The following is a 26,022-nucleotide window of genomic DNA, read 5'->3' as shown; positions in this document are numbered from 1 at the left end:
ATCGGACTTGTTTAATATATCAAATTTGAAATAACTCTACGTTTATTTTATCATGTTCATCATTCAATCTGTACCCATAATTTCCAATCATGAGTCAACGTTCTCCCTCCGTTTTTGGCTTCCAACGGAAGGTTGCTGCCGATTGGGAAGACAGTATATATCGAAACGAATCTCCATCTATGAGTACATCAAAGGAAACTTCTGCCTCACCCGTGTTAGCTGCAACCAGCACCAACGTTCCATCCGGATTGCAGAAGGTTACGTTCTCGAGCTGGCCCTGTTCTTGCGTGGAATCAACTCTCACAGCTCCCGGACGTACATAACGGCTGATGTGACCCATCGCATAATACTCGACATTTCTCGTGATTTCATCACGCTCCGGGTCAATCGTCACAACCCCACGACAGTTCTCACAGCCACCGTTCGTGGGTCCACCTTGCGGATCGAGTGCGATGTTCCAGAGCAGCACATTCTTCGCCCAGTTGCGAGGTGCACCAATGATGAGATTGGACATCTGCCAGCTCAGATTCTCGCCAAAATCAGGACTCCACTCCCCACCACTACACTCGGTAAAATAGATATTTTTATCCGGGAAGCGCTCATGCACTTCCGACATGACAGATGGATCACCTGCATAACAGTGAAAAGCAGATCCATCGATATAGACAGCAGCCTGCTCATCACCGAGCACCTTGCTGGTATATTCGACCGCCTGATCCCAGTTATGATCATACGCGATGATTTGCGTATCCAGTCCCGCGTCCTGTAGCGCAGGGCCAAGATAATCCCGAATGAACATGGCTTGTTCTTCGGCGCCCATACTCATACTTGGATATTTATTCGATGTGAACTCCGGTTCATTTTGCAACGTGATCCCGTAGATGGGAATGCCCTTTGTCTGATAAGCTTTGATATATTTCACAAAATATCTTGCGTACGCTTCGTATACCTGGGGATCGTTGTAATCCAGATACCAGCCGTTCGTGGTCTTCTCCCCATACTTCATCCAGGCCGGGGCCGTCCACGGTGTGCCCAGCACTTTAAGATCCGGTTTCAAACCAGCTACACGCTCCAGCATATGCACAACTTCCTGATCCTTTTCGATCGAAAAGGATTCCATGTCATAGTCCGTGCCAGACTCGATATCATCATAGGTATAACTCGAAGCCACACCTGTTTCATCTACCGAATAATCGGAGGCACCAATCGTATGACGCACCATATCCATGTTCAGCCCTTCTGTTGTAAATAGTTCCTTCAGCAGTTGCTCTTGTTGTTCCTCTGGGAGCTCGTTGATCAGATGTGCCGATGAACCCGTCATCGCTGCGCCAAAACCATCCATGGTCTGATACGTCTTGTCCGGGTCAATCTGTATGGTGAAATCCGATGAAGACGTGTCTGACTCCTGCGTTGAAGAAACGGGAGAGCCTGTGTCTGCATCATGGTGATCTGAAATTGGAATGGGCTTCTGAGGTGTAAGCAGATTTTGCTGATCTCCCGTGGTTAGCCAGACTTCGGCCGTTCTCTGTTTGTCCACAACCGGTGGCGGAGCAGGTTGTTCACTTCGGTTGAAGATAAGCCAGATTCCTATACCGATACAACAAATAGCTGCGATCAACAGGATCATCCATCGTTTGGGATGCTCTCGCCAGCCTATGTTCATCACGCTTCACTCTCCTTTCATTGTGGAAAAAGCCGCGGCCAATAGGCCACGACTCAATTTCCTAATCTATATAAAGTAGAACCAACTGCATTTGACGCTAATAAATTCACTGGGATAACAACCTTCCAATCTCCCAGATTGCAGTTTTATTTACCAGACTTGCTTCCGATATTCACACTGCCTGTCAGACGAATATCATCCGATGCACTGCCGACATACACTTGAACTTTACCCTTAGGCATTACCCATTCATGTGATGCTTCATCCCAATAGGACAGTGCGCTGCGATCCAGTTGAATATTGACCCGCTGCTGCTTGCCTGCTTTGAGATCAACCTTCGCCCAACCAGCAAGTTGTTTCTTCGGAGTCTCGACTTTGGTTGGCAGATTGCCAACATAGACCTGTACAACTTCTGCACCGGAAACTTTACCGGTATTACGCAGGTTAAGGGATACTTCTACGGTTTCCTTATCACCTTTGCCAGTGTTTTTCACATGCAGATTACGATAATTAAAATCGGTATACGACAGCCCGTGTCCAAAGGCAAACGCCGGTGTCATGCCTTCTTTGTCATATCCTTTATACCCTACAAAGATACCCTCGGAATAGTTGCCCACCCCGTTCACACCCGGGAATTGTTCCGCAGTGGATACCGGGGTCTGGGAATCATCTGATGGGAACGTCACCGGCAACTTACCGGATGGATTCACATCACCAAACAGCACACGTGCCACTGCATTACCTTGTTCCTGACCTGCATACCAAGCCTGAACGATGGATGGCACTTCTTTTTGCCAGGAGTCCATTTCAACAGCGCGACCACTCATTTGCACCACAATCGTTTTTGGATTGGCTGCTGCTACCTTGCGAATCAGCTGCTCCTGGTTATTCGGCAGCTCCAGGTCGGAACGGTCGACGTAACCTTCACTGTCATACGTACGAGTTACCACGACGGCAACATCGGATTTTTTCGCCAGATCAACTGCTTTTTGCATTTTGATATCCACAGCGTCTTCTGGAGCTTCCCAGCCAAAACGAACCTGTGCACCCATATCATGATTAGTCTGTACCGGGAAATCCGTACGATACTCAATTCGAATATTGTGGGACTCGCCTTCTTTGAATGTGATTTCTTTCTTTGTTGTACTCAATGTTTCACCTTGATTGTCTACGAGTAACTCATCATCCACATACAGTTTCGCAGAACCCAGACTGGTCAGAGACAGTTTGTAATCACCTGTTTGAGGTGCTGTGATCGCCCCTGTCCAACGAGCAGACATCTTGGCATTGAACTTCGTTGGTGTCACTGGAAGCTTGGAAGATTGTGCGTTAAAACCTTCATAGTTGTAGAATCCAAGATTCATGTTGACCTGATGATCTGTACGGACCAGAGATGGGTCACCCTCCATATCTTTATTCGTCCAGTATTCAGCACGCAGACCGTATTCCGCACGATCTGTACCATAGTCTCTTTCACTTTCCTGAGCATCCGCTGGTGATAAAAGAGTAGAAGGTACGGCGGATGGTCCATTAAATGCATCCCCTGCGGAGATAGGATCGGTTCCGGCAGCATATTTTACATCCACACCGTTACCGGCACGGTTACGAATGCCTTGAAGTGAACTTACGGTATACGTCGGATTAACCAGACTGCTACCTCCACCAGCAGCAGATGCGTTATCTGCATCCGGACCGATGACAGCGATGGATTTCACGTTTTTCTTGGACAGCGGCAGCACATTATCGTTGTTTTGCAAAAGAACCATGCTCTCTTCTGCAATTTCACGTGCCTGTTTGCCGTCTTTCTTGGCATTGATTTGTGTATTCGTTACAGGGTTATCGAACAGCCCTTTATCGAACATTTGAAGCAAAATGCGTCTAACCTTCTCATCAATGGTTTGCTCGCTGACTTCGCCATTGTTCACGGCTTCCAGCAATTTGTCTCCCCATTTGCCGTAAGGCTCTCCCGGTGTCTCCAGATCCAGACCCGCATTGGCGGATTTGGCTGTGCTGAAGTTTGCACCGTAGTCACTCATGACAAACCCTTCGAAGCCAAACTGATCCCGAAGGACATTGGTCAGCATCTCCTTGTTCTCACAAGCATATGTACCGTTCACCTGGTTAAATGAACACATTGCTGAACCAAGATCCGCTTTTTCGACCATCGCCTGGAACGGACGTGCATAGACTTCCTGAATGGCACGTTCGCTGGCTGTTGCATTGGTCGTGAAACGTTCCGTCTCCTGGTTGTTCAGGATATAGTGTTTCGCTGTAGCGATAACCGGATTACTTTGAATCCCATTCACATACGCTGCACCCATACCGGAAGCCAGTAGCGGATCTTCCCCCAGAGATTCGAAGTTCCGGGAACCCCATGGTGTACGTGCAATATCCAGTCCAGGGCCGAGCACTACATTATGTGTTGTATCATGTGCTTCCTGACCGATCAAATCGCCATATTTCTTGGCAAGATTGGTATCCCAGGAAGCGGCAAGCGCGATGGGTGCAGGCAATGCCGTGGACTTTTTGTCCTGCACATCCGGGTTAGCCACACGTACCCCTGCAGGTCCATCTGCCATCTGTAATGCCGGAATGCCGAGGCGCTCCAATCCATCATTATAGAAACCATAATAGTTATTTACTTTACCAGTTACGAATCCAACTTTCTCCTCCAGCGTCATCTCCTTGAGCAGCAGCTCGGTGCGTTCTTCCGCAGATAGAGATGTGTTCATCCATGGCCGATCAGTCCCGGATTCCGCCTCCGCGGCGAAGGCGTGTAGCGGCATAGCCGCAACCGCCACGATGATTAATAACATAAACCATCGTTTGAGGAAAATCAGATTGAGTCTTCTGTTCATGTTGTAAGCTCTCCTTCTCTCTTGATCATTTTTCTTGTGCACACATTGAATACATGTATACAAGGGAATGCAAACTGGCTTGATCCCAGTCTTTCAAGCATTCAGGTCGTCCTGCACATGGCTTCCGAAACTGCAGCCTGCAAGCAAGTCAGCAGATTTCGCTTCCTAACGATAGCCGACATGATCATGAATTACATCCCCTTAAATTTGGTAAATGATCGATAAGAACAAGCCTAGTTCTTTGGAATCACCACATCAAAAATTCAGATAACAAGATAAGAAAACGAATTATTTACATTTCCGTAACTACTTTAGAACAGATTCTTTACTTTTAAAAACAGTCGGTTCGACCCACTCCCGTTCAACCAATTAATGCAATTAATTATCAGATTAAGGAATATATCCACACACCCTGGGTCCTAAGTCTATTTGAAAACGGAACCAATCCGGTCCATTGAAATATCCAAAAATATAAAAGCAACTGAAGTCCCTTTTAACAGGTTCCTCCGTTGCCTTTATGTTTGGATTTCTCCATATTGTTCACTCCGTCCATGATTATTTGTTCTACACTCGTTATATTGAGATTCGGAGTTACATTGAAAATCGGGGTTACAAATAAAAAAACCGCCCCACGGGGCGGTTTAAATCTAGTTCGTTCATTTCTAATTCTGTAACTGTGCAAGAATCTGCGGGTCCTTGATCTTTTTGTCATCGGCGAGCAACATCACCTTGGACAGAATCTCAGCTGTTCTCGGATCTTCATCGAGGAATGGCAGGAAGATTCGCCCCCGATGCTGACTGTGCACCGGTACGATATGAAGTGCACCTGTGGCTTGTTTGAACACATTACCACTCCCCAGATGAACAGCATACTCACCCAATTCACCATCAATTCGTGCGTAATTCCCGTCCAGACGTACATTGTCGATCTTCAGCAGACGCAACGACTCGTTCACAATGACATGGCGCATCTCGATTGTTGTCAGGCTGGCTTCCGGATCTACGCCTCCTACATGTGCAACGCTGACCACCAGATCGATATCACGCATGACTTCGGAGAAGAACGTCAGCGGCACATCTTGCAGCGCTACCGGTTTGTAGCTCTTGCGATCGTAGAACTGCACCGTCTCCAAGGTAGGTGCCTCGGTATCTGCTGGTGAGAACCAATCTGCCATGGCATAGAGATTCGCGATCAGATTGTGCTCATAACTTACCTTCTGCAGACCTTCCTCATAACTGACAGTCCATTGGCGTCCTTTAAGCAGAGCTACTGCTTTTTTCGGTTGAATCTGATACCCGGCATATCGGCGGGACACCGTACCATTAGCCAATTCGTCCTCGTTAGGAAGATACAGCTCACGGAATACCTGCTTGAACGGCTGACGCTCCTGACGGGTGAACAGATCCCGCTGGAATTCACTCCAGCTTCCGTTCTGATACAGATGAAGCGGGTGAGCTATCAAAAGTTTATCTTGTTCCGCTAATGCATGGATCGTACCCTCCAGCCCTGGAGCAACCAAACCACTGGACGATACATCGAATCTTCCCGTCTTGTCACCTGACTGGAATACAAGTGTTCTTACCAGCGGATGTATAACCGGATTTTGCATCAGACTCGCAATTTCCTCACGTGTAAAGGATGTTCCAGCAGTCATCGAACGTTCCAATTCCTGCCTTGCCCGGCGATATTGATCCACCAGATCCGATTTTAGCTCTTTCAGTTCAGCGATATATCCATCTTTTTTGAACCGGGCAGGTATAGACTTGAGTGTCTTGCCTTTGCTAACGATGACCATCTCGGGTTGGCCTTCCTCATCAATGACCAATTGCGCTGTTGTGTCAGCATCCAATGCATGAGGTTCAAAGAAGGATTTCATCTCATCCAACTTGCGTGCTTCCATGTCCCACATCAACCGCGTAACATCGGCATAACCTGCATTACGAGCAAGGTTGCCCAGTGCAATCTGTGATGCCACACCTTCACTGGCACGGCGTTGTGCACCGAATTGTTTGCTCTGCATCAGGAACTTCTGAATGAAGTCGTATCGCTCATGCAGATCCTGTTCGCGATTTACAGCGAATGGAATCAGGCTATAGGTTAACAAATGATCCTTGTTTCGCTTATCTGACACGGACTCTCGCATGTCGTCCAGACGAAGCTTGCCAAGTGCAGCATCTGCAAACAACTGGGATCTGCGGTGGTTAGATCCCCCGGAAATGTACTTGGCGCAATCGTATAACAGATTGAACCGTTCCTCCCCGACAGCAGCATAGGCTTCTTCAAACCATGCGATATCAAACGCACCTTCATTAAAGTCCTGTGGTGAGATTGGAGAATAGTGGGCCACGATGGTTTCTTTCTCCGCAGTAAAGCGTTCATTAATATGAGCATGGAAGTACCAAGCTGCACTGCGTAGACCTTCCCATCCCAGATGTTTCGCTACAATCTCCATCCACTGCGGGGCGTACATGGCTGCTTCCAGCAATTTTTTCTCATTCACCGGATACTTCTGGAGCAACTCTCCAAGCCGCTTCTCGTCCTCTCCATCCCGCGGATGACAATTCTGAATCAGATAGCTGAACGTCTCTTTACGTGTTGTATTGTCTCCATAGCTATAGATATATCCACGGACAAATGTATCCTGATCCATCGCAGAGACCAGATGTACCCAGTGTTCCATGCCTTCAATTCGATCCAGTTTCATGGCAAGTGTGCTTACTTCTGTAGAGAGTTCTCCCCGGGTCAGCTCAATCTCCAGAATGCGATCGACCACCGCATCTCGCAATTGAACAAGCTTCGGATCACTCGCAATCATTTCTGTACGAGTGGATGTTAAGTCCCGAATAAACAACAGACGATTCCCACCGACCAGCACCTGTCGATATATCTCTTGATCATCAATCAGGTTCAACTGGTACGCACGCAGGAAATCTTCAAGTGACAGTAAAGACAGCGGTTGACTACTCTCTACAAGACTGGTGAACTGGTAAGCTGTCTGGAAGAAACGTTTGAAGCTGTTATCGTCATGGATTTTGCCCCGAACTACATAATTCCAAGGTCCAGTCAGAATATGAAGCATGCCTGACTCTTTTTCGAGTCGATCAGCAGGCATACTCGCGATGATGGAGGCCCAGGTTTTCTCAGCTATCTCAAACGTATCGATCGGATCGCTATCCAGAAATGCCGCCGATATCAGTGCCACTACCTGATCATTATACGTTAACGAATCCAGCATCTGCTGCAGCTTTTCGATGTCATCCAGAGGATAGATCTTTTCAGCAAACGACTTGCGCCAGCCTTCCAATAACGGAATCTTATGCAATTCGTCATAGTCATACTGCTCACGGAAATAACTGTAATGGTCGCTCAAATTGCCATTGAACTCCCGGAGCTGTATAGCCATGTATAGCTGCATCAGTTCCACACTGCTGAACTCGGCATGTTGAATATAGTTCTCCCATACGTCATGAAGCGGGAACTGTTCCATCTGCTTCATTTCATTCCGCTCTCCATATGGAACCTTGGAGCGAAGACTCGCTCCGACTAACAATGTGTCTTTATAGCCAGCGTAGTATTCCACTTCATACTCATAATCCCTGTGTTCATGCACTAATTCACTAAGTCCCTCCAGAAATGGTCTGGTCTTATCCAGAGAGAGTGTAAAGATATCCTTCGGATTATGGCCCTTGAGATCACGCTTCTCATCCAGTAATGGCTCACGTCGCTTCGGATCAAATAAACCAAATCCATTAGAGGCTGTGTAACGACTCCCCTGATCGGTCAGCTTATCCAGTAGTTTCTGTTCCTTGGCAGTGGGTGTCTCAATCAGCTGCGCCAATGGCTGCAATTGCTCCTGCTGATCTATCCGCTCTGGATCTGCCGCAATCTCGGTCAGTAGTTCGAGCGCACCCAAGCGCTGCAGTTCACTCTTGGCTTGCAAAAGTCGCTTCAGCGAGACCTCCAATTGGTTCACGGGTTGCAGTAACAATACATGAATGACCTTCTGACGAAGTGAGCCCGTCTTGAGCTTCATCAACGCCTCCATCTGTTTCATCTCTTCAACCGTCAACGCGAGCAGCTTCGCCTTGGCGAGTGCACCCTCCCGATTACTGATGCTTTTATCAGACAAACTCTCAAACACAAACTGTCTTTGCACCTCATTCTCGGGATGCTGAACAAACTGGGACAGCAGTTCTCCGCGTAGTTCCGGGCTTAATCGGTCCTTGATTGCAATAACTTCACCAATCCATTCCGGGTCCATATCATAGGCGGCCAGATATAACATTTTCTTGACTACATCATCCGTATCAATCCGGTAGTGAACATACTCAAGTACACCCGATGGTCCACCTGACCCGCCTTTTGGAATGGCAGACAGCATCTGTTTGAACCGATCAAAGTCCTGACGCCGCAAGGCCTTATCTCCCAGAGCAGGCAATGGCCACACGTAGACGCTACGCTGATTCTCTCCATTCTCGAAACTCCAGTTGTACATATACATCGCATCATAGTTGGTCACAATCCAGTGCATCAACTCGGTATCCTGCGCCTCCAGATAACGACGTGCAATGTCCAAACGAAGCTCCCTGTTCTGGCTGTTAGCCAGTACATATTGGGCAACAATCTTCTGATATAACTGACCTTGATCCATAATCTCGATTATCTTGCTCTTCAATTCCTTCTCTTCAATGACCGCTGTCGCCCACAGACTGATAAAGAGTTTGTTGGCGTTTGCTTCCTGCTGCCAGGCCTCGCGTACTTCTGGTTGCACAAGCGCCTGATAGGCCTGTTCAATCAACTGTGCGGCAACACGCTGGTTGGCTGCTTCTATGCCGATCCCCGTCCATACGGCAAGTGCTCTTACCACGGAACTGAAACGAATCAGGTTGTTGTCGATAATGATTTTTAATATGTAAATATAGGCTTCCAGTGTCCCTTCATCCATCCGCTCCACAATGCTTTGGCGCAACCCTTCCTGCAACCTTGCTGCAACGAGCAGCTCACCCACCATCTGATAGGCATCCGCCTGATCACTCATAAATATACCTTTGATCATTTCATGGGTTAACAACGCCGTCTGATTGTCACCATAGATAATATCATGCAGCGCCTGCTTCATATTTCCGCCCTGATGATCCAGTTCATAAGCGATACAATCCGCCAGAACCCAACGGATCTCATGCAGATAATCCAGCTTATACTCACGAAGTGACACATATTCTTCCAGGGAGAAATTTTTCATTTCCATTCGGAACAATCCCATCAGTTTGCGAATGACCTGTTCTACATGCTGCTCTGGATCGGATGTGCGAAAAGGCCGGCGTTCATAGTTGTTACTGTATGGGAAACGAGTCGCACGCTCTACAATATAACGGAATCGTGCAACCAATGACTCGCTCGCCAGATGCTTGAGCACATCCAACAGTGGCTCGAATAATGGTTTCTGCGTTTCTACAGCCAGCCTTCCAAGCAGCTTATCAGTATTCAAAAACATCTTTTCGTCTCCACGCAAATACGTAGACCCGGCGATCTCCACAACATAGCCTGCCAGCTCAAGCTGTACCCCTGTCAACGACTTGGCTCTTTCCTGCAATCCATCCATGTACACCTGTACTTGCTCTTCCTGATTCATCCTGTTCTCCTCCTTCATTGCTCTCTACCAAAGACGTCCCGCAAGCATTGTAAAACGGATAAACACCACGTTATCTCCGTCTTTTACAACAAGTGACTCATCCAGTTCCTGCAATTCTTCATCGTTGAGAAACACCTTGTACAACCCATCCTCATAGGCGGTTATCGCTGTATCCATCGCAACTTCCAGATCAGGAACGCCCTCATTGTATACTGCTCCAAACCCAACTTTCCCCGCCGCTCCCTGCACCTCAATCTCATCCGGCATCAGGTAGGCGAGCAGTTCTGACTGTTTCTTCTTGTCCTGAAGCGCTTTTACTTGCAGAGCCACCATATTCTCAATGAGCTGCCTTAACGTATGAGTTGTTTCCGGAAGTTCAGCAGCTTGCTTGGCAAGTACCGGCTTGCGTTTGCCCAGACTTTTTACCGTTATCCATACGTTCACTGTCTTGCCCCCTCTGTCCTGCCCTATTTGAAGAAGCTTCCATAAGCCCCGATATCTATACCACAATGCGGAATAACCTAAACTCGAAGTGACGATCTATCTCTAAATAAAATATAAAATACGTACATATGTACCCCTAATGAACATCATAACTAAAATTCAATCCATATTCATGAGCCAATCCTCATGTTTACGTGGAACCACGGAACTATGGCCTACTTGCGTACATATACGCAAAAAAAGCCGCACAGTCTCATATAAATATGGACTGCGCAGCCGCTAAGCTAATATTAGAACAGTTTATGTCGCCTGAGAACCTTTAATAAATTGAAACCTGTATGAATCATCTCGCCAGACGCAGCGGTCGAATGGTTACAGCAGCTGTCTTGAAGCCAGGCATCCGGCAGAACGGGTCCAGTTCCGGTCGGGTGGCCCGATTCACATTCTGAATGCCGCCCCAATGCATCGGCACGAACAAGGTATCCTCTCGAATGGAATCCTTGATGCGCGAACGAACCGTGAAGCTTCCATACGTCGATTGAATCTCTACCCACTCTCCATCGTGAATACGATAACGGGCAGCGGTAGCCGAGTGAAGTTCAACAAAGTTCTCCAATTCACGAGCTGCCAATGCCGGACTTCGATGTGTCTGCACCCCTGTAAGATAATGAGGCAGCACACGCCCATTGGTGAGAATTAGGGGGAATTTCGGCGATATATCATTCCAGCCCGGGCTGGATTCAAATGTGAATGCCGCTTTGCCGTCCGGGTGAGCGAATCGTTCACCGAACAGCAGTCCTTCTCCCTGATCCTCCAGGGCAGAACACGGCCAGTATACCCCTTTCCCGTTACGCAAACGCTCATAGGTAATGCCATAGTAATCAGCCACTCCGCCGCGGCTCGCCACCCGAAGCTCATTAAAGATATCCTCAGCATTGTCATATTCAAAGTAAGAAGCTTTACCCAATTGTGCGGCAATCCGGCATAATATATCCCAATCATCAAGCGTTTCTCCCGGCGCAGGTCGCCCCTGTTCACGGAGCAGAACACGCCCCTCCAGATTGGTCAGTGTACCTTCATTCTCCATATAAGATGTAACCGGCAGAACCAGATCAGCCATGCGCGCTGTCTCCGACAGAAACATATCTGCCACGATCAGAAAGTCCAGCTTGCGCAGACCTTCTTCCACCAAACGCACATTGGGATTGGAGACGACCGGGTTGGAGCCCATTACGAGCAACGCCCGAATCTCCTGCTCATGGACCTTCTCCATCATCTCGTAGGCGGACACCCCTTTGCCTGGCAAACTTGCAGGGTCCACACCCCAGACGGTTGCCACATAGGCACGATCAGCTTCATTTTCAATAGATCGATAGCCCGGCAGCTGGTCAGCCTTCTGCCCATGCTCCCGTCCGCCTTGCCCGTTCCCCTGACCTGTGATTGCACCATATCCACAGCCTTCTCGGCCGATTTTGCCAGTCGCGAGCACCAGGTTCAGAAAGTGCCTGACGGCCATATGTCCATCTGTCTGCTGCTCCACACCACGTGCTGTCATGATCATGCCTGTCTCTGCCTCACCGTAAGCCATCGCTGCCTGACGAATCAGCGCCAGATCAACCCCGCACGTTTGTGCCGCCAGTTCGAGTTGCAAATCAGCCAACCCTTGTATCAATTGGTCGTAACCGTGCGTTCGTTCGCCTATAAAATGAGGGTCCACCAATCCGGCATCCATAATCACCTTCAACATGCTATCTGCCAGCAGAGCATCCATGCCAGGCTTCACCTGCAAATGAAGGTCGGCAATGGCAGCGGTTGCCGTCTTGCGTGGATCAATAACAATAATGAAGGCTCCGTTCTCCTTCGCCTGATTAAAGTATGGCAGAAGAGTAGGTTGGCATTCTGCAATATTGGTACCTGCAAGTACAATGCAGCCTGCCTTGGGAATATCGGACAGACGGAACGTCAATCCACGATCCATCCCGAACACTTTACTGCCAGCTGAAGCCGCAGCTGACATGCAGAACCGTCCATTATAGTCGATATATTTTGTCCCCAATGCAACTCTGGCGAACTTGCCGAGCAGATAGGCTGTTTCATTTGTCAAAGATCCGCCTCCGTAGACTCCGACTGTATCTGCTCCGTATGAATCTTTCAAGTCCAGAAACCGCTCTGCGATGGTCTGAATGGCCTCCTCCCAGGAACAGGATTCAAGCTCGCCATTGCGACGAATGAGCGGATGCATTAATCGTTGACCACTGAGCGCATGTTGATGAGCATTCATACCCTTCACACACAACCTGCCCTGGGAGGCTTCATTCGGAACACCCTGAACCGTATACTCACCACGACGCTGGCCCGCAACAGGTGCAGCCAATTCTTCAACAGTCATCTTGCACTGCACACTACAATACGGACACTGGGTTTCCTTTACATAGAGCTTGGAGGCTGTTGGTTCTGAACTCACGGATAATCCCATCTTTCCATCCCCGCCTTTCATCTATATATCAGCTTGAAGTGTAGCTGCCAGTTCCTTCTGTAACTGGTCATCCAGCAGCGTTTCCCGAATGGACATGAATCCCAATCGTTCCGTCCATGCCCATAACGGCTCATCATACCAAGCGGTTTGGCGATACCATTGAAGGCAGGCTGATGCGAGTGCTGCCGCTTGCACCTCTGTTTCAGCCACCCCGAGCAAGCCACCTTGTTTGACCGGATGCTCTGCATGACCACCTGCATAGATCTCCCACCCAGCTGGGGAAGCCAGCAAGCCAATATCCTGCACCAGTGCGCTCACCAAGGATCCCGGTCCTGGTGCGACGCCTATATTCACGGATGACGGCATCGCTGCACCGACCCAACGCATACGAAGTTGTGCAGCCAAGCTCCCTGCATCCCTTGCATAGAATGACAAGGGGATATGATCATCCCAGCGCACCTGAACCTCTGAGTGACCTTCGATCTCATCATCCCTTGAAAGTTCAGCCTGATTTCCATTCCGTTTAACTATCCGATATTCCTTATTCATGATCTCTCTGTCATTAATCGATCGATTGGATACCTGTAAGTAATAGTCGATCACAGGACGACATACCACGCAGCCAAACTCCGAACCCCAACCCAGCTTCTGCAAGATCAAAGATTTGTCTGGTAGGTCTATCTCCATAACAACGATGTCATCCAGCATTTCCTTCAGTTCTGCATGCCCAAGCTCCGTACAACTGCACACAGGCATTGGAGCAGGTTTATCCGGTGTGGCGACCACTCCAGTACCCCCGTTATTTTTCAGATTATGCGTATGTTTCAACAGTGCAGCCACCATCGGGCGACAGCCACCACATGAACCCGACGCCTTGGTCTGCACCTTCACCTGATCTGCCGTCTCGAGACCCTGTTCCTGAATAGCTTTCATAATGGCAGCCTTGGTCACATTGTTGCAAGCACATACGGTTTCCTGAGCGAGTAATGCCGCAGCAGCCATCTCAGCCGGGTCCGGGGCCCCTTCACGCGGAGCCAATTCCGCTACATCCGCACCTCGTTGCACCAGTCCAAGCAAAGCCGTCCCTTCAGCTGTATCTCCAAATAAAATGGCGCCGCGCACTTTGCCAGCCTGCATCAGTACTTTTTTATATGTGCCTTGAATGCCATCCAGATGTTGAATTGCAGTCTGTATGCCTTCCCCACTGATCTCACCCGCCGAGAAAACATCAACCCCCGATACCTTCAACTGTGAGTGGGGAATAGATCCTTTATATTCAGGCGTTTCCTGACCACAGAGCGTACGTGCGAGCACTTTCCCCTGCTCATATAAAGGAGCCACCAGCCCATAACTGATTCCCCGATGTTCGGCACATTCCCCAACTGCGTAGATATCCGGTACACTAGTACGCATATAATCATCCACCATGATTGCCCGATTCGTAGCGATTCCGCTTCGTCTAGCCAGGTCCACATTCGGCCGAATCCCAACAGCGACAATGACAACCTGAGCTTCAAGCTTGGAACCATCTGTAAAGAGCAGCCCCTGCGCCTGCGATCGTCCGGTAATTTTCTGCGTATTTTTAGCCAAAAGAAAGGACATGCCCTGCCTTTCGAGTTCCTCCTGAAGCATCGCGGCAGCCTTCTGATCCAACTGCCGGTTCATAATGTAATGTGCGTTATGGACCACCACAGCTTCCATGCCCAGATGCAGCAACCCGCGCGCAGCCTCCAACCCAAGCAATCCACCACCAATGACTGCGGCCTTGCGATATGTTTTGGAATAATCAGACATGCGCGTACAATCATCAATCGTTCGGAAGGACATGACCCGCTCTTTATCAATTCCCGGAATCGGGGGGATAAAAGGTGAAGACCCTGTCGCCAGAATCAGGACATCATAGGTTTCTTTTAGTCCGGATTCAGTCTCTATATATTTTCCACGGGTATCAATGCGGTGTACCGTTTCACCTGTACATAGCCGGATATGATGCTCGGCATACCAGGTCCAATCATTGATAATGATATCCTGTAACGAATGCTCGCCCTGCAATACTTTTGATAACATGATCCGATTGTAGTTGGGACGGGGTTCATTACCGTAGATTACAATCTCATACGTATCAGGCTCCAGTGCGATGATCTCTTCGACACACTTCACTCCAGCCATACCATTCCCGATAATCACCAGTTTGCTTCTGCTCATGGGCTGCCCCCTATCTCTCTCAACTGAAAATAAACAGAAAAATCCCTTCTCCATGATTCGGAAAAGGGCACCGTTGCCTCCGGAATCCACACGCCTTTGTGTAGATTCATATTAGATTCAGATTAAGGGAATCTGAATCTAATGTCAACTAAATTAACATTAAAAATGCAAATAACGATTAAAAAATGAATTATTTAAAATCACATGTAATTTTTGTTGACATACACATTTTCTCTTGATTATAATTTGAATCAAAATCACAGTGCTGTGATCAACTCAGATGCGGGAACACAATGACGTGTACCGCCTGTCGGCAACGGAGCCGCAAATCGTTCAGATCTGGACGAATTGCGGCCTTTTTCTGCCTCAACACGCACATAGACAAATCACGAAGATCTCAATTGGATGAGGAGCGATGATGGATGATGGAGAGCAAAAGTTTTTGGAAAAGCGGGCATAAGCCCACCCTCTTCGGGGCGTTTATGTATTTTGACATCAGTTTTATGATATGGGGGATGCTGGGTCCACTCGCAGTTGTCATAGCATTGGACTATCCGATGACTCCGCTGGAAAAAGCCAATCTGGTCGCATTGCCTATCCTTGGTGGCTCCATCCTGCGGCTTGTGCTTGGCTTCATGTCTGATTATATAGGTCCGAAACTAACTGCACAGATTGGGATGCTTGTCACCCTGGTTCCTTTGTTACTCGGCTGGTTATGGGTCGACTCTTTAAGCCAACTGTATGTGGTGGCACTCTTGCTGGGTGTTGCAGGCGCTTCCTTTGCTGCTGCGCTACCTCTGGCGGGTCAATGGTATGGCAAAGAGCATCAGGGTCTGGCCATGGGTATTGCCGGGGCGGGTAACAGTGGAACCGTACTCGCGACGTTGTTTGCCAATCGTTTGGCTACGCATTTTGGCAGCTGGGAAGTTGTGTTTGGACTTGCCATTATACCGATCGCTATCGTATTCATCCTCTTTTCTATCTTTGCCAAGAATAGCCCTAACCGGCCTGAACCCAAGAAATTGTCCCAATACGGAAGTCTGCTTAAACAAAAAGATGCTTGGGTATTCTGTGCCTTCTATTGTGTAACCTTTGGCGGCTTCGTTGGATTATGTAACTATCTCACCATCTTCTTCAACACCCAGTATGGACTCTCTCCTGTTCGTGCCGCTGACATTACCACCTTCTGTGTAATCGCAGGCAGTTTCTTCCGGCCTGTCGGGGGTTATCTGGCGGACAAAATTGGCGGAACCCGCATGCTAACTTTCCTGTACACAGGAGCCTGTATCATGCTAATTGGCGTATCCTTCATGCCACCTCTGCCTGTAGTAGTAGTCATGCTGTTCCTCGGTATGATGTGTCTGGGAGCCGGAAATGGCTCCGTGTTTCAACTGGTTCCGCAACGGTTCGGCAACGAGATTGGTCTGATGACAGGTATTGTAGGTGCCGCTGGCGGATTGGGCGGGTATGCACTGCCGCTGATTCTTGGTCAACTGTATAGTAGCTATCAATCCTATACACCAGGCTTTGTCATTCTTAGCCTGATTGCAGCAGCTTCCCTATTCCTGGTTCTCTTCATGCAATCCCGCTGGCGTGTAAGCTGGTTGAGCCGAGGCAACAAAGGCATGGCCGAATCGACATCCCTCTCTTCGTAAAGTGTACACCTCGGCCTTTAAAAACGGTAGCGTGTGCTGATGATCCTTGTGTAACCAAAGAACAGCGTAGCCTGATGAGGCTGCGCTGTTCTTTCTACTTAAGCCTGTCTTTTTGCTTAAGATGAATACTTTTGAAGAACAATAACCGCATTATGACCGCCAAAACCAAAGGAATTAGACATCCCAATCCGCAACTCTGCTCTTCTTGCCTCGTTTGGTACATAATCCAAATCACATTCGGGGTCCCTCTGCTCCTGATTGATAGTTGGAGGAATGATACCATGCCGCAGGGTTTGAATAAGCGAGATCGCTTCCGCCCCGCCTGCTGCACCAAGCATATGTCCCGTCATGGACTTATTCGCTGTGACCGGAATATCATAGGCACCTGTCCCGAAAAGTTGTTTGATCGCTCTCGTCTCGGACAGGTCACCTGCCTCCGTACTGGTGGCATGAGCGTTAATCACATCAATGTCCTCAAGTCCAATCTGAGCCTCTCTCAGTGATGCTTTCATCGCCAGATATGCACCCCGTCCTTCCGGGTGGGTAGCTACCATATGATACGCATCTGAACTGGCACCATATCCAATCACTTCGGCAAGAATATTCGCCCCTCTTGCCAGTGCATGAGATAGTGACTCAACGATCAGAATTCCGGCGCCCTCCGCCATGACAAAACCGTCTCTCCCCGCATCAAATGGACGGCTTGCTGTTTGGAACGCTTCATTTCGTGTAGACAACGCTGTCGCATTACCGAAGCTTGCCAGTGACACTTCGGTTACAGCCGCTTCTGTTCCGCCAGCAATAATGACATCGGCTCCGCCATGACGAATTAATCGGAAAGCCTCTCCAATGGCTGTATTTCCAATGGAACAAGCGGTTACTGGCGACAATGTCGGTCCCCAGCAACCAAACCTCATGCTGACCATAGCTGCCGCCATATTGGATATCATCATGGGTACCAGTGTTGGGCTGACTCGCGCAGGTCCCCGATCGGACAGGACCTTGCCTTGTTCCATCAATGTCTGGATGCCGCCTATGCCTGAACCAATATATACACCTACCCGTTCACGGTCCAGTTCGCCCATCACAAGGCCTGATTGTGATACAGCCTGATCCGCAGCAGCAACAGCAAATTGAACGAATCGATCCATGCGCCTTGCTTCCTTGCGTCCAAAACGCTCTTCACCATCAAAGTCACGGACCACACCAGCGATTTTCGTTTTGTACGAAGCTGTATCAAAATGTTCTATATGCGATATACCTGATCTACCCTCAATCAATCCGTTCCAGAATGTATCTACATTATTTCCCAAAGGAGAAATAACTCCCATTCCTGTAATCACGACTCGTTCCATGTCCATCCTCCTTCAGCGCTGTTGTCTACCTTAATCTTACGCTCTGCCACTAATAGTGCACTTTTGAATATCCTATTACAAGTTGTCAATTATAATAGTATAATGACTACCATGATAACGAGGATTGAAGGTGATGGATTGAACTACGATGTCAGGTTACAGGCATTGTCCACTTTTCTGAAAACACAGCGTTCCAAAATTTCTCCCGAATCGGTCGGTTTACCCACTGGAAGTCGGAGAAGAACGCCTGGGCTGAGAAGAGAAGAGGTTTCCCAACTGGCAGGAGTGAGTACAACATGGTATACCTGGCTTGAGCAAGGTCGGGATATTCAGGTATCCCATTCCGTATTGGATAACATTGCTTCAGCACTAAGGCTTACTGCGGATGAACGAAAATATCTGTTTTCGCTCGCCATGGAGCATCATTCGGAGCTGCCTACGCCGGAGGAAGAACCTGTTCAACTTCACCCTTCCTTGCGGAAAATTTTGCAGGAACTTCAATATTGCCCTACGGTGATTTCGGATCGACGTTGTTACATCGTCGGCTGGAATGACGCAGCCCGCCATGTTTTTATGGACTTTGAACAGATTGCCCCCGAACAGCGGAATATGATCAGTCTGTTATTTGATCGTAAGGAATTTCGCAGGCTTGCGGTGAACTGGGAGGACTTTGTTAGCGGATTTCTGGCGATTTTCCGTGCCTATTATGGTCAGTATGTCGATGATGAGTGGTATAATTTATTTCTGGATGACATGATGAACAGACATCCTGATTTCCATACCCTTTGGAAACAAAGCAGCGTCAGCAGTGCTCCGGATGTCTTAATCGAATTCAGACATTCCAAAGCAGGCAAAATGTTGTTTGATCTGACTTCGTTGCAGGTTCAAGGCAGCTCCGATCTGCGTTGCAGTGTCTACACGCCGGCACCAGAGACCGCTACCGAGCGTAAACTGATGCGCCTGATCGAGCGTGAAGCAGATTCACATGTTGGCAAGCATTGACTCAGAATCTCAGGTCTTGCCCAATCATGTTAGAATTCTGACATCCTTTTGTTGCATATTTTAATTATCAGGGTATACATGATCAAGTATATTAAGCTAACCCATGGATCCTAGACCTTCTACACGAAGTCGATTCAGAAAGGAATATCATGACCAAAGTGCTTATCATTGAGGACGATAACATGTTAGGAGATACATTATCCCTGTATTTGCAAGGTGAGGGGTATGATGTTATCCGTGTCGCTAACGCAAGAGATGGTCTTCTACAACTTCAAGCGCGGCCTGATATCCTGCTTCTTGACCTGTTGCTCCCTGATTCGGAAGGCAAGAATCCCTGTTCTCTCATGCGTCAGCATACAGCAATTCCCATCATCGTCATCTCTTCGTTAACCGAAGTCTCGGAGCGAATTCGATCATTAATAGATGGAGCTGATGATTATGTATGCAAGCCTTTCAGCATGCAGGAAGTGAAAGCACGTATTGAGGCTGTATTACGTCGGTACTCCATATTGAACAGCTCCATTGTCACTTTACAGGATTGCGGAATTTCTCTCGATTTGGCTCGGCGAGCCGTCCTGTTGAATAACCAGCGAGTGGAGATGACATTCTCCGAATTTGAAATCATGAAGCTATTTGTCCTTAATCCCGGCAAAGTCTACAGTCGTTATGCCTTGATTGAAGCCATTCGTGGTATTGATGCTTATATTAATGATCGCACCATCGATGTGCACATTACCAAGCTTCGTAAAAAAATTGAAGAAAACCCGAAAAACCCCCAATATATTCAAACCATCTGGGGGGTCGGATATAAGTTCACACCTTAACACATCAGCTTCATTCATGTCACCAGGGCAGAGACCCGGTAATGATATCAATCTCTTTTTGTACCTTCTCCAAAACCGAACTCAGTTCCTCTTCTTCGAATAACGAACGGGACAAAAGCGATTCCAGTTGAAGAATTAGACGTAACAGCTCCACTGCATGCAGATTGGCAGCCACGCCTCGGAGAGAATGAACGCTGCGGATCGCACCAGCAATCTGCTGCTGGCGAAGTTGAGTGGTCAGTTTGTTCTGAAACGAGTCATACTCCATCCTGAATTTCGTGAGCGCATATTGCAGAATATGTGGCTTGCCGTCCATCTGCCTGATCGCCTTATCTACATCAATTCCGCTAATCTTCCGCATACCTCTCAGATCAATCCATGTTGCCAATATGTCTGCCATCTGTTGTTCATGGATGGGTTTGGTCAGGATGGCATTCATCCCAGCCTCCATACATCTCTCATGATTTATTTGTAGAGCATTTGCTGTTAGTGCGATTATGGGTGTACGATCATATTCCCTCATCTTGCGAATATGTCGCGTTGCTTCCACTCCATTCATGTCAGGCATGTACAGATCCATTAGAATCAATTCCCATACTTGTTCGTCTAACTTTCTCAGAACCTCTGTGCCACTGGCTGCCAGCGTCACATGAAACCCCTTATGTTCCAGCATTGACCGAATCGCCAGTTGATTGATCTCATGATCCTCAGCTATCAGGATATGTCCTTTCTGATCAAGCGAATAGGGATCGTCGCCTTCAGCCAACTGACTTTTGACCAGCGGACCTTCACCCTGAAGTGCAAGAATGACTTCGAATAATCCCAGACGTGTAATCGGTTTGACCATCATGATATCAGGGTGCACGGATCTCTTCTCAATCCACAGCGCATTTTCGCTAAATGCCCGTGTGTATCCCAACACCTGAATTTTCGTTCGATCCAATCGCTTCATGAAGTTTTCCCATAACGAACCGTTGACTGTGTCTTCTATATCCATATCCAACATGATCAACATCGCTTCAGCTTCAGGAGTATACCCACCACTCTCCATCATATGGTTCAAGGAAGTATACAGCGTCGGATTCATCCCGAATGAATAGAGCAGCTGCTTCAGGTTTTCGCCCATCCGTTCATCATCTTCAATGATAACCACATCATTCGCACCATATAGGAGTGGGTGTGTATGCAGGGAGAAACTCTCTTCTTCTTCCGAATCTGCAAGTTCAAATATCAAGTCGAATGAAAATAGACTGTACTCTCCAAGCACGCTGTCCACCCGCAAGTCTCCTCCCAATGAGGTTACCAGCAGGTAACAGATGACCAGCCCAAGTCCTGAGCCACCATATGTTCGATAAGTGGAAGGCTCCGCTTGCGTAAACGGGACAAAAATATGCTCCAGTTGTTCAGATGAAATTCCAATTCCCGTGTCTTCGATCTCAAAACGAACCTGAACTCGCTCGGCCTCCAATGAAATTACCTCTGCCTGCAAGATAACATATCCATGTTCTGTGAATTTAATCGCATTACTGAGCAGATTTAATAACACCTGCTCAAGTCGAAAAGGATCACCAATTACCGTTAATGGCAGATCAGGGTCGGTCTTAAAGATGACTTCGATCTCCTTGTACCCGAGGGCCACACCGATCTGATCTGCCACACGCTTGAACACATCCTCTGGTGCAAAGGGTACTTTCTCCAAAATCAGTTTACCTGCCTCCATTTTCGAGAAATCAAGAATATCATTCACCAGAGTAAGCAAGGTTTGTGAGGACGCATTGATTTTACTCAAATAATCTAATTGTTGTGAGGTTAGATCTGTCCGTTGCAGCAACAACGAAAAGCTGATAATTCCGCTCAGTGGGGTACGAATCTCATGACTCATGAATGCGAGAAACTCACTCTTTGCCTGACTGGCTTTGTCCGCCTTGACACGTCGGTACTGATCCGAGATGTCATGAATAACTGCCTTGACTTTCTCGCACGAGTTAGGGGCCTTTACAGGGTATAGGTGAACCCGAACATGCTGTTCTTTTCCCTTTCCAACAATGAGACTCAATTCCGTATCCTGAGGTACATTGTGGTGTAAAACTTTTTGAAAAGATAACACCCAGTTCGCCGACTGCTCAATGAATATCAATTCTTCAAGCTCACGGCCCATGACTTCATGCCTGTCGAGATCAAGAACATCCAGAAATTTCTGATTAACTGACACCACACATCTGTTGCCATCCAAACCGATAAACCAGTCTGTCGACACTCGTTCAAGTGTACGGTAACGCTCCTCGCTCTCTTGAATCCTTCGTTTAACTGCTCTGTGTTCTGTAATATCAAGTCCATACCCTATAACATACTTCACCATGCCTTCTTCTCGCAGCGGACGAAGCTTCACCAGTGAATAGTAACCTCCATGCTCAATCTCGTAAAAGAAAGACTCCCCTTTCCATGCCCGGTCGAACTGCTTCCGCAGAAATTCTACCTTTTCCTGAGGTAAAATATCCAATGTGCCCAGTTTGTAATCTTGCTTCAGACTACTCATATCCAAGCCCAGTCGGGAGAGCATCTCTCCCTCAAGCACAAGATACTCGAATTTTCCGTTCTGTTTTCGGATTTTAAAAGTAAAACCCGGCTGCATACGAAGCATCTCCAGCACTTCCTGATCCCTCTGAATGATCAATCTCCTATATCGATGATTTTGGTTCAGATAATACAGGAATAATATAACGGACAGCAGGCAGATACATTGAAAAAAGAGAATCTGCCCCATCATTAGCAGAGAAGGGGAATTTGTCTTTAGTGCAGAAAACTCATACACAGTAATCAACAGCAATGCTCCGGACAACCACTTCTGTATAAATCCCCTGATATACTTAAAGATCAGACATATGGCTACGACAAATAACAACTCAGTCAACGCATACTGCCAGTTCTCCAACAAGGGATTACGCCCCATATTAATCCGAAACATCCACATGAATGCAAAAGTAACGAAAGCAGAGCCACTCCCACCAAAATAAGCAGCAAGCAGATACACAATGGCCCGGAAATTCAACAATGTACCATCTTCAAGCACAATAGAGAAATAATAGAGCGCCGTGCCCAACATGCTCAGCGTAACACCATTAATGATCCGAGTCGTGATGGATGTTGAACGGGTAGCATTTGTATGATTCAGATAGTGATGAATTAGGAAAACAAAGATCAAAATTAGCGTGAAATTTAATAAAAGATCGCGTAGCAAATGGTCACCGTCCACATTACGACTTCAGGATTTCATGCATTCAATGAATGTTGTCAGATTCATGGTCGCAGTTCCTCAGTACACAAATCATAGTATGCCGTGCTCCCTTATTCAATTGACGATATTGACCATTTTCTTGAAAATAATTACTACTTTCAGCTAACATCCCCTTATCACCAAACAACGTTTTTTTTCATGAAAATTCATCATTAAATATACTGATATAAAAAAGAGAATCATCCAAATGGACCGATGTAATCGTAACTTGGGCTTCCCATACTTCCTGATCAGCCTTCATTAGTTTGGCTACGCCGGACCAGGTCTGGTTCCCTCTCCAGTGGGTATCCATCAGCAATCGGGCAGGCTGACCTATGGTGCTTTCCCGTGAGAATCCTGTTTTGGTTACATAAACGGAATTCACATCCAGAATCACACCCTCCTCATCTGTAATCATGACCGCATCCGTTAGCAGTAAGAAGGCTTTGAGTTCCAGTTGCATGGTTGTCCACTCCCTCTAATGAAACATGATGTGATGCTGTCCCTGTGTGATACTCTCTTCTACGATCCCTTTTAATACTTAAACTGTCTAATCAGGCGCTGTAGCTCTTCAGCCAGGGTAGACAAGCCCCGAGCCGAGGAAGAAATCTGCTCCATCGCTGCCAATTGCTCCTCTGAGGAAGCAGCCACTTCTTCGGAGGCCGCGGCGTTGCCTGAAGCAATACCTGCCAGTTCATTGGACACAGCAGATACTTCCTGTACACCTGCTGTGATCTCTTGCGACGTGGCAGCAATCTCTTCAATCTGAGGTGTCGTTTCCCGCATGCTATCCAGAATGCGTTCAAACTTCCGAATGGCCTCTGTTGAGATTTCCATACCCTCTCCAACCTCTGTGGTCACTTTCTCCATCATGCGAACGGAAGCAGCCATATCTTCCTGTACTGCTGTGGTTAGCACGGTAATTTCATTGACGGATTGCCCGGATTGCTCTGCCAACTTGCGTACCTCCGCTGCTACAACGGCGAATCCATTCCCATGCGTACCTGCACGAGCTGCTTCAATGGATGCATTCAGCGCGAGCAGATTGGTCTGCTTGGCTATATTTCCGATTAACTCCGTGATCGCTGAAATTTGGTGTGATCGTTCATATAACGCGTGAATCAATTGGTTTGTCTGTTCTACCGTCTCTTGAATTGATTGCATCTGACTCACCGTCTGTTTGACGGTGTTGCCACCTTCTTCCGCTTGTACCGTTGTATGTTTCGCCAAATCAGCGACATGTATGGAACGTTCGGCGATTCGTGTTATCCCAATTGTTATTTCATTCATGGCCTGATGGTTGTGGTCAATACCTTCAGTCTGTTTCTCGGCACCACTCGCAATTTCCTGAATGGCTCGCGCGACCTGCTCACTGGCCGCACTGGTTGATTCCGCACTCTGAGTCATCTCATCCGATGAGACGACAACCTGGCTTGTACTGTTTTCCACATTTTGAATCAGCACACGCAGATTGTGCTGCATTTTGCCAAAGGCATCACTCAGTTCACCAATCTCATCATGGCTTGTGCTAGTAATCGTTTGGGTAAGATCCCCTTCACTCACCTGGATCGCCTGATCCTTCAACTGACGAATGGGTCTAATGATGGATCGCATCACAAGCCAGATAATCACAATACCAACAACGAGGCAGGAGACAATAACAATAATCATTCGTTTTAGAATTGGTGCTGCCGCATCGTCTACCTCAGAAGAGAACATGGTGCCAGCGACCTTCCATCCCGTGGATGCATTCGTGGCGTAATACATCACTTTATCCGTTTGATCAACGGTATAGTTGAAGTTGCCCGATTCATTCGCATACACCGGTTTCCAAAAATCCTCTGTTGCATCTGTTCCGGGTTCTACCGTGGGATGGTAGATATACTTTTCGCTGGCATCCAACAGGATCAGATATCCCTGTTCTCCCACGTTAATTCCACTCACCAAGGTACTTATATTCGACAGATTCAGATCCAGCTGGACTACACCAGATTGGTCATTCAATGCCTTGGCGATGGTGATGGTGATTTCGTTTGTCTCGGCAGAAATATAAGGGTCTGTAACAATGACCTGCTCTGGAGTACTCATCGCTTCTGTGTACCATGGTCTTGTTCGCGGATCGTAATCTTCAGGCATTTCCGCATCGGAGGACATCAGGTAGACACCGGCTTCTGTTCCCACTCCTATGGTGATGATGTCTTTGTTCTGTGCAGCGTACCCCTTCAATTCGTTCACAACCCGAACCTCTGCATCTTCTTGACGTAATTCCTCTGCGAGTGCATTCGCATAATATTCAATGTGGTCGCGCTTGGCATTAATCGAAAGATCGATGGTCGCACTGGCAAGGTTCACGTTTTCCATTGCACTATGTAGAATTTGCTTCTCAACTTCATTCTTCGCACTGTTATAAGACAAAACTCCAATACTGAACGATGGAATGGCCAAGAAAGCAATAAAGGACACCACCAGTTTCATTTTAAAGTTATTAAGGATCTTGTTGAACAAATTCGATTTGCTATTTTTGGGGGACAAATTTCTCTACCTCTTCCAGAATTAATTTAGTTTTACTTGGTCTAGCTCTCTTAGAGTACAGAGCCCTCCTTCCTCAAGATATTAAAAATTAGGTCCTGTCT

13 protein-coding genes are annotated in these 26,022 nt (G+C 47.6%); 3 read left to right on the top strand and 10 right to left on the bottom strand.

Annotation, left to right across the window (positions count from 1 at the left end):
- Positions 1–94: 94 nt before the first annotated feature.
- The 6 genes from ACE04G_RS08020 to nirB all read right to left on the bottom strand — a co-directional run bounded on the left by ACE04G_RS08020 (position 95) and on the right by nirB (position 15,279).
- A complete protein-coding gene (locus ACE04G_RS08020; protein ID WP_449005343.1) occupies positions 95–1,663 on the bottom strand; it encodes a glycoside hydrolase family 30 protein in 1,569 nt (522 codons plus the stop codon).
- A gap of 146 nt (positions 1,664–1,809) precedes the next feature.
- Complete coding sequence (locus ACE04G_RS08015; RefSeq protein ID WP_221818826.1) at positions 1,810–4,521, bottom strand: beta-glucosidase; 2,712 nt, start codon at positions 4,519–4,521, stop codon at positions 1,810–1,812.
- A 662-nt stretch (positions 4,522–5,183) separates the two neighbouring features.
- Positions 5,184–10,154: a DUF4132 domain-containing protein gene (locus ACE04G_RS08010; protein WP_449005191.1), complete on the bottom strand. Its 4,971-nt coding sequence runs from the start codon at positions 10,152–10,154 to the stop codon at positions 5,184–5,186.
- A 24-nt stretch (positions 10,155–10,178) separates the two neighbouring features.
- The gene (locus tag ACE04G_RS08005) at positions 10,179–10,598 is read right to left on the bottom strand and encodes a hypothetical protein (protein WP_221818824.1); all 420 of its coding nucleotides are present in this window, start codon (positions 10,596–10,598) and stop codon (positions 10,179–10,181) included.
- A 343-nt stretch (positions 10,599–10,941) separates the two neighbouring features.
- Positions 10,942–13,074, bottom strand: a complete 2,133-nt coding sequence (nasC, locus tag ACE04G_RS08000; protein ID WP_405131469.1) for an assimilatory nitrate reductase catalytic subunit NasC — start codon at positions 13,072–13,074, stop codon at positions 10,942–10,944.
- Between the two features lie 21 nt (positions 13,075–13,095).
- Complete coding sequence (gene nirB / locus ACE04G_RS07995) at positions 13,096–15,279, bottom strand: nitrite reductase large subunit NirB (RefSeq protein ID WP_449005190.1); 2,184 nt, start codon at positions 15,277–15,279, stop codon at positions 13,096–13,098.
- Between the two features lie 425 nt (positions 15,280–15,704).
- Between nirB and ACE04G_RS07990 the strand changes: the two genes are divergently transcribed.
- The gene (locus tag ACE04G_RS07990) at positions 15,705–16,934 is read left to right on the top strand and encodes a nitrate/nitrite transporter (protein ID WP_076213570.1); all 1,230 of its coding nucleotides are present in this window, start codon (positions 15,705–15,707) and stop codon (positions 16,932–16,934) included.
- Positions 16,935–17,050: 116 nt separating this feature from the next.
- Here ACE04G_RS07990 and fabF read toward each other — a convergent pair whose 3' ends face one another.
- Complete coding sequence (gene fabF, locus ACE04G_RS07985; protein ID WP_449005189.1) at positions 17,051–18,289, bottom strand: beta-ketoacyl-ACP synthase II; 1,239 nt, start codon at positions 18,287–18,289, stop codon at positions 17,051–17,053.
- A 138-nt stretch (positions 18,290–18,427) separates the two neighbouring features.
- On the opposite strand from fabF, the gene ACE04G_RS07980 reads away from it, so the two are divergent.
- Together ACE04G_RS07980 and ACE04G_RS07975 are read left to right on the top strand one after the other, a co-directional pair.
- The gene (locus ACE04G_RS07980; protein WP_449005342.1) at positions 18,428–19,291 is read left to right on the top strand and encodes a helix-turn-helix transcriptional regulator; all 864 of its coding nucleotides are present in this window, start codon (positions 18,428–18,430) and stop codon (positions 19,289–19,291) included.
- Between the two features lie 149 nt (positions 19,292–19,440).
- Complete coding sequence (locus ACE04G_RS07975; protein WP_449005188.1) at positions 19,441–20,115, top strand: response regulator transcription factor; 675 nt, start codon at positions 19,441–19,443, stop codon at positions 20,113–20,115.
- Positions 20,116–20,134: 19 nt separating this feature from the next.
- Here the strand turns inward: ACE04G_RS07975 and ACE04G_RS07970 are convergent, their stop codons facing one another.
- The 3 genes from ACE04G_RS07970 to ACE04G_RS07960 all read right to left on the bottom strand — a co-directional run bounded on the left by ACE04G_RS07970 (position 20,135) and on the right by ACE04G_RS07960 (position 25,921).
- Positions 20,135–23,353: a response regulator gene (locus ACE04G_RS07970; RefSeq protein WP_486094349.1), complete on the bottom strand. Its 3,219-nt coding sequence runs from the start codon at positions 23,351–23,353 to the stop codon at positions 20,135–20,137.
- A gap of 193 nt (positions 23,354–23,546) precedes the next feature.
- Positions 23,547–23,852 (bottom strand): PAS domain-containing protein, encoded by a 306-nt coding sequence (locus ACE04G_RS07965; RefSeq protein ID WP_036672654.1) that lies wholly within the window; start codon positions 23,850–23,852, stop codon positions 23,547–23,549.
- Between the two features lie 71 nt (positions 23,853–23,923).
- Positions 23,924–25,921, bottom strand: coding sequence for a methyl-accepting chemotaxis protein (locus tag ACE04G_RS07960; protein WP_486094348.1), 1,998 nt, complete (start codon positions 25,919–25,921; stop codon positions 23,924–23,926).
- Between the last annotated feature and the right edge of the window lie 101 nt (positions 25,922–26,022).

Source organism: Paenibacillus sp. AGC31 (assembly GCF_057334655.1).
Note: the sequence above shows the minus strand (reverse complement) of the source record. Positions and strands in the feature narration are given on the sequence as shown.

Excerpts from the sequence above, each read along its gene's own strand:
- ACE04G_RS07975 (WP_449005188.1), top strand. The coding sequence starts at position 19,441 with ATGACCAAAGTGCTTATCATTGAGGACGATAACATGTTAGGAGATACA.
- ACE04G_RS07965 (WP_036672654.1), bottom strand. The coding sequence starts at position 23,852 with ATGCAACTGGAACTCAAAGCCTTCTTACTGCTAACGGATGCGGTCATG.
- ACE04G_RS08015 (WP_221818826.1), bottom strand. The coding sequence starts at position 4,521 with ATGAACAGAAGACTCAATCTGATTTTCCTCAAACGATGGTTTATGTTA.
- ACE04G_RS08010 (WP_449005191.1), bottom strand. The coding sequence starts at position 10,154 with ATGAATCAGGAAGAGCAAGTACAGGTGTACATGGATGGATTGCAGGAA.
- nirB (WP_449005190.1), bottom strand. The coding sequence starts at position 15,279 with ATGAGCAGAAGCAAACTGGTGATTATCGGGAATGGTATGGCTGGAGTG.
- ACE04G_RS07990 (WP_076213570.1), top strand. The coding sequence starts at position 15,705 with ATGGAGAGCAAAAGTTTTTGGAAAAGCGGGCATAAGCCCACCCTCTTC.
- ACE04G_RS08020 (WP_449005343.1), bottom strand. The coding sequence starts at position 1,663 with ATGAACATAGGCTGGCGAGAGCATCCCAAACGATGGATGATCCTGTTG.
- nasC (WP_405131469.1), bottom strand. The coding sequence starts at position 13,074 with ATGGGATTATCCGTGAGTTCAGAACCAACAGCCTCCAAGCTCTATGTA.
- fabF (WP_449005189.1), bottom strand. The coding sequence starts at position 18,289 with ATGGAACGAGTCGTGATTACAGGAATGGGAGTTATTTCTCCTTTGGGA.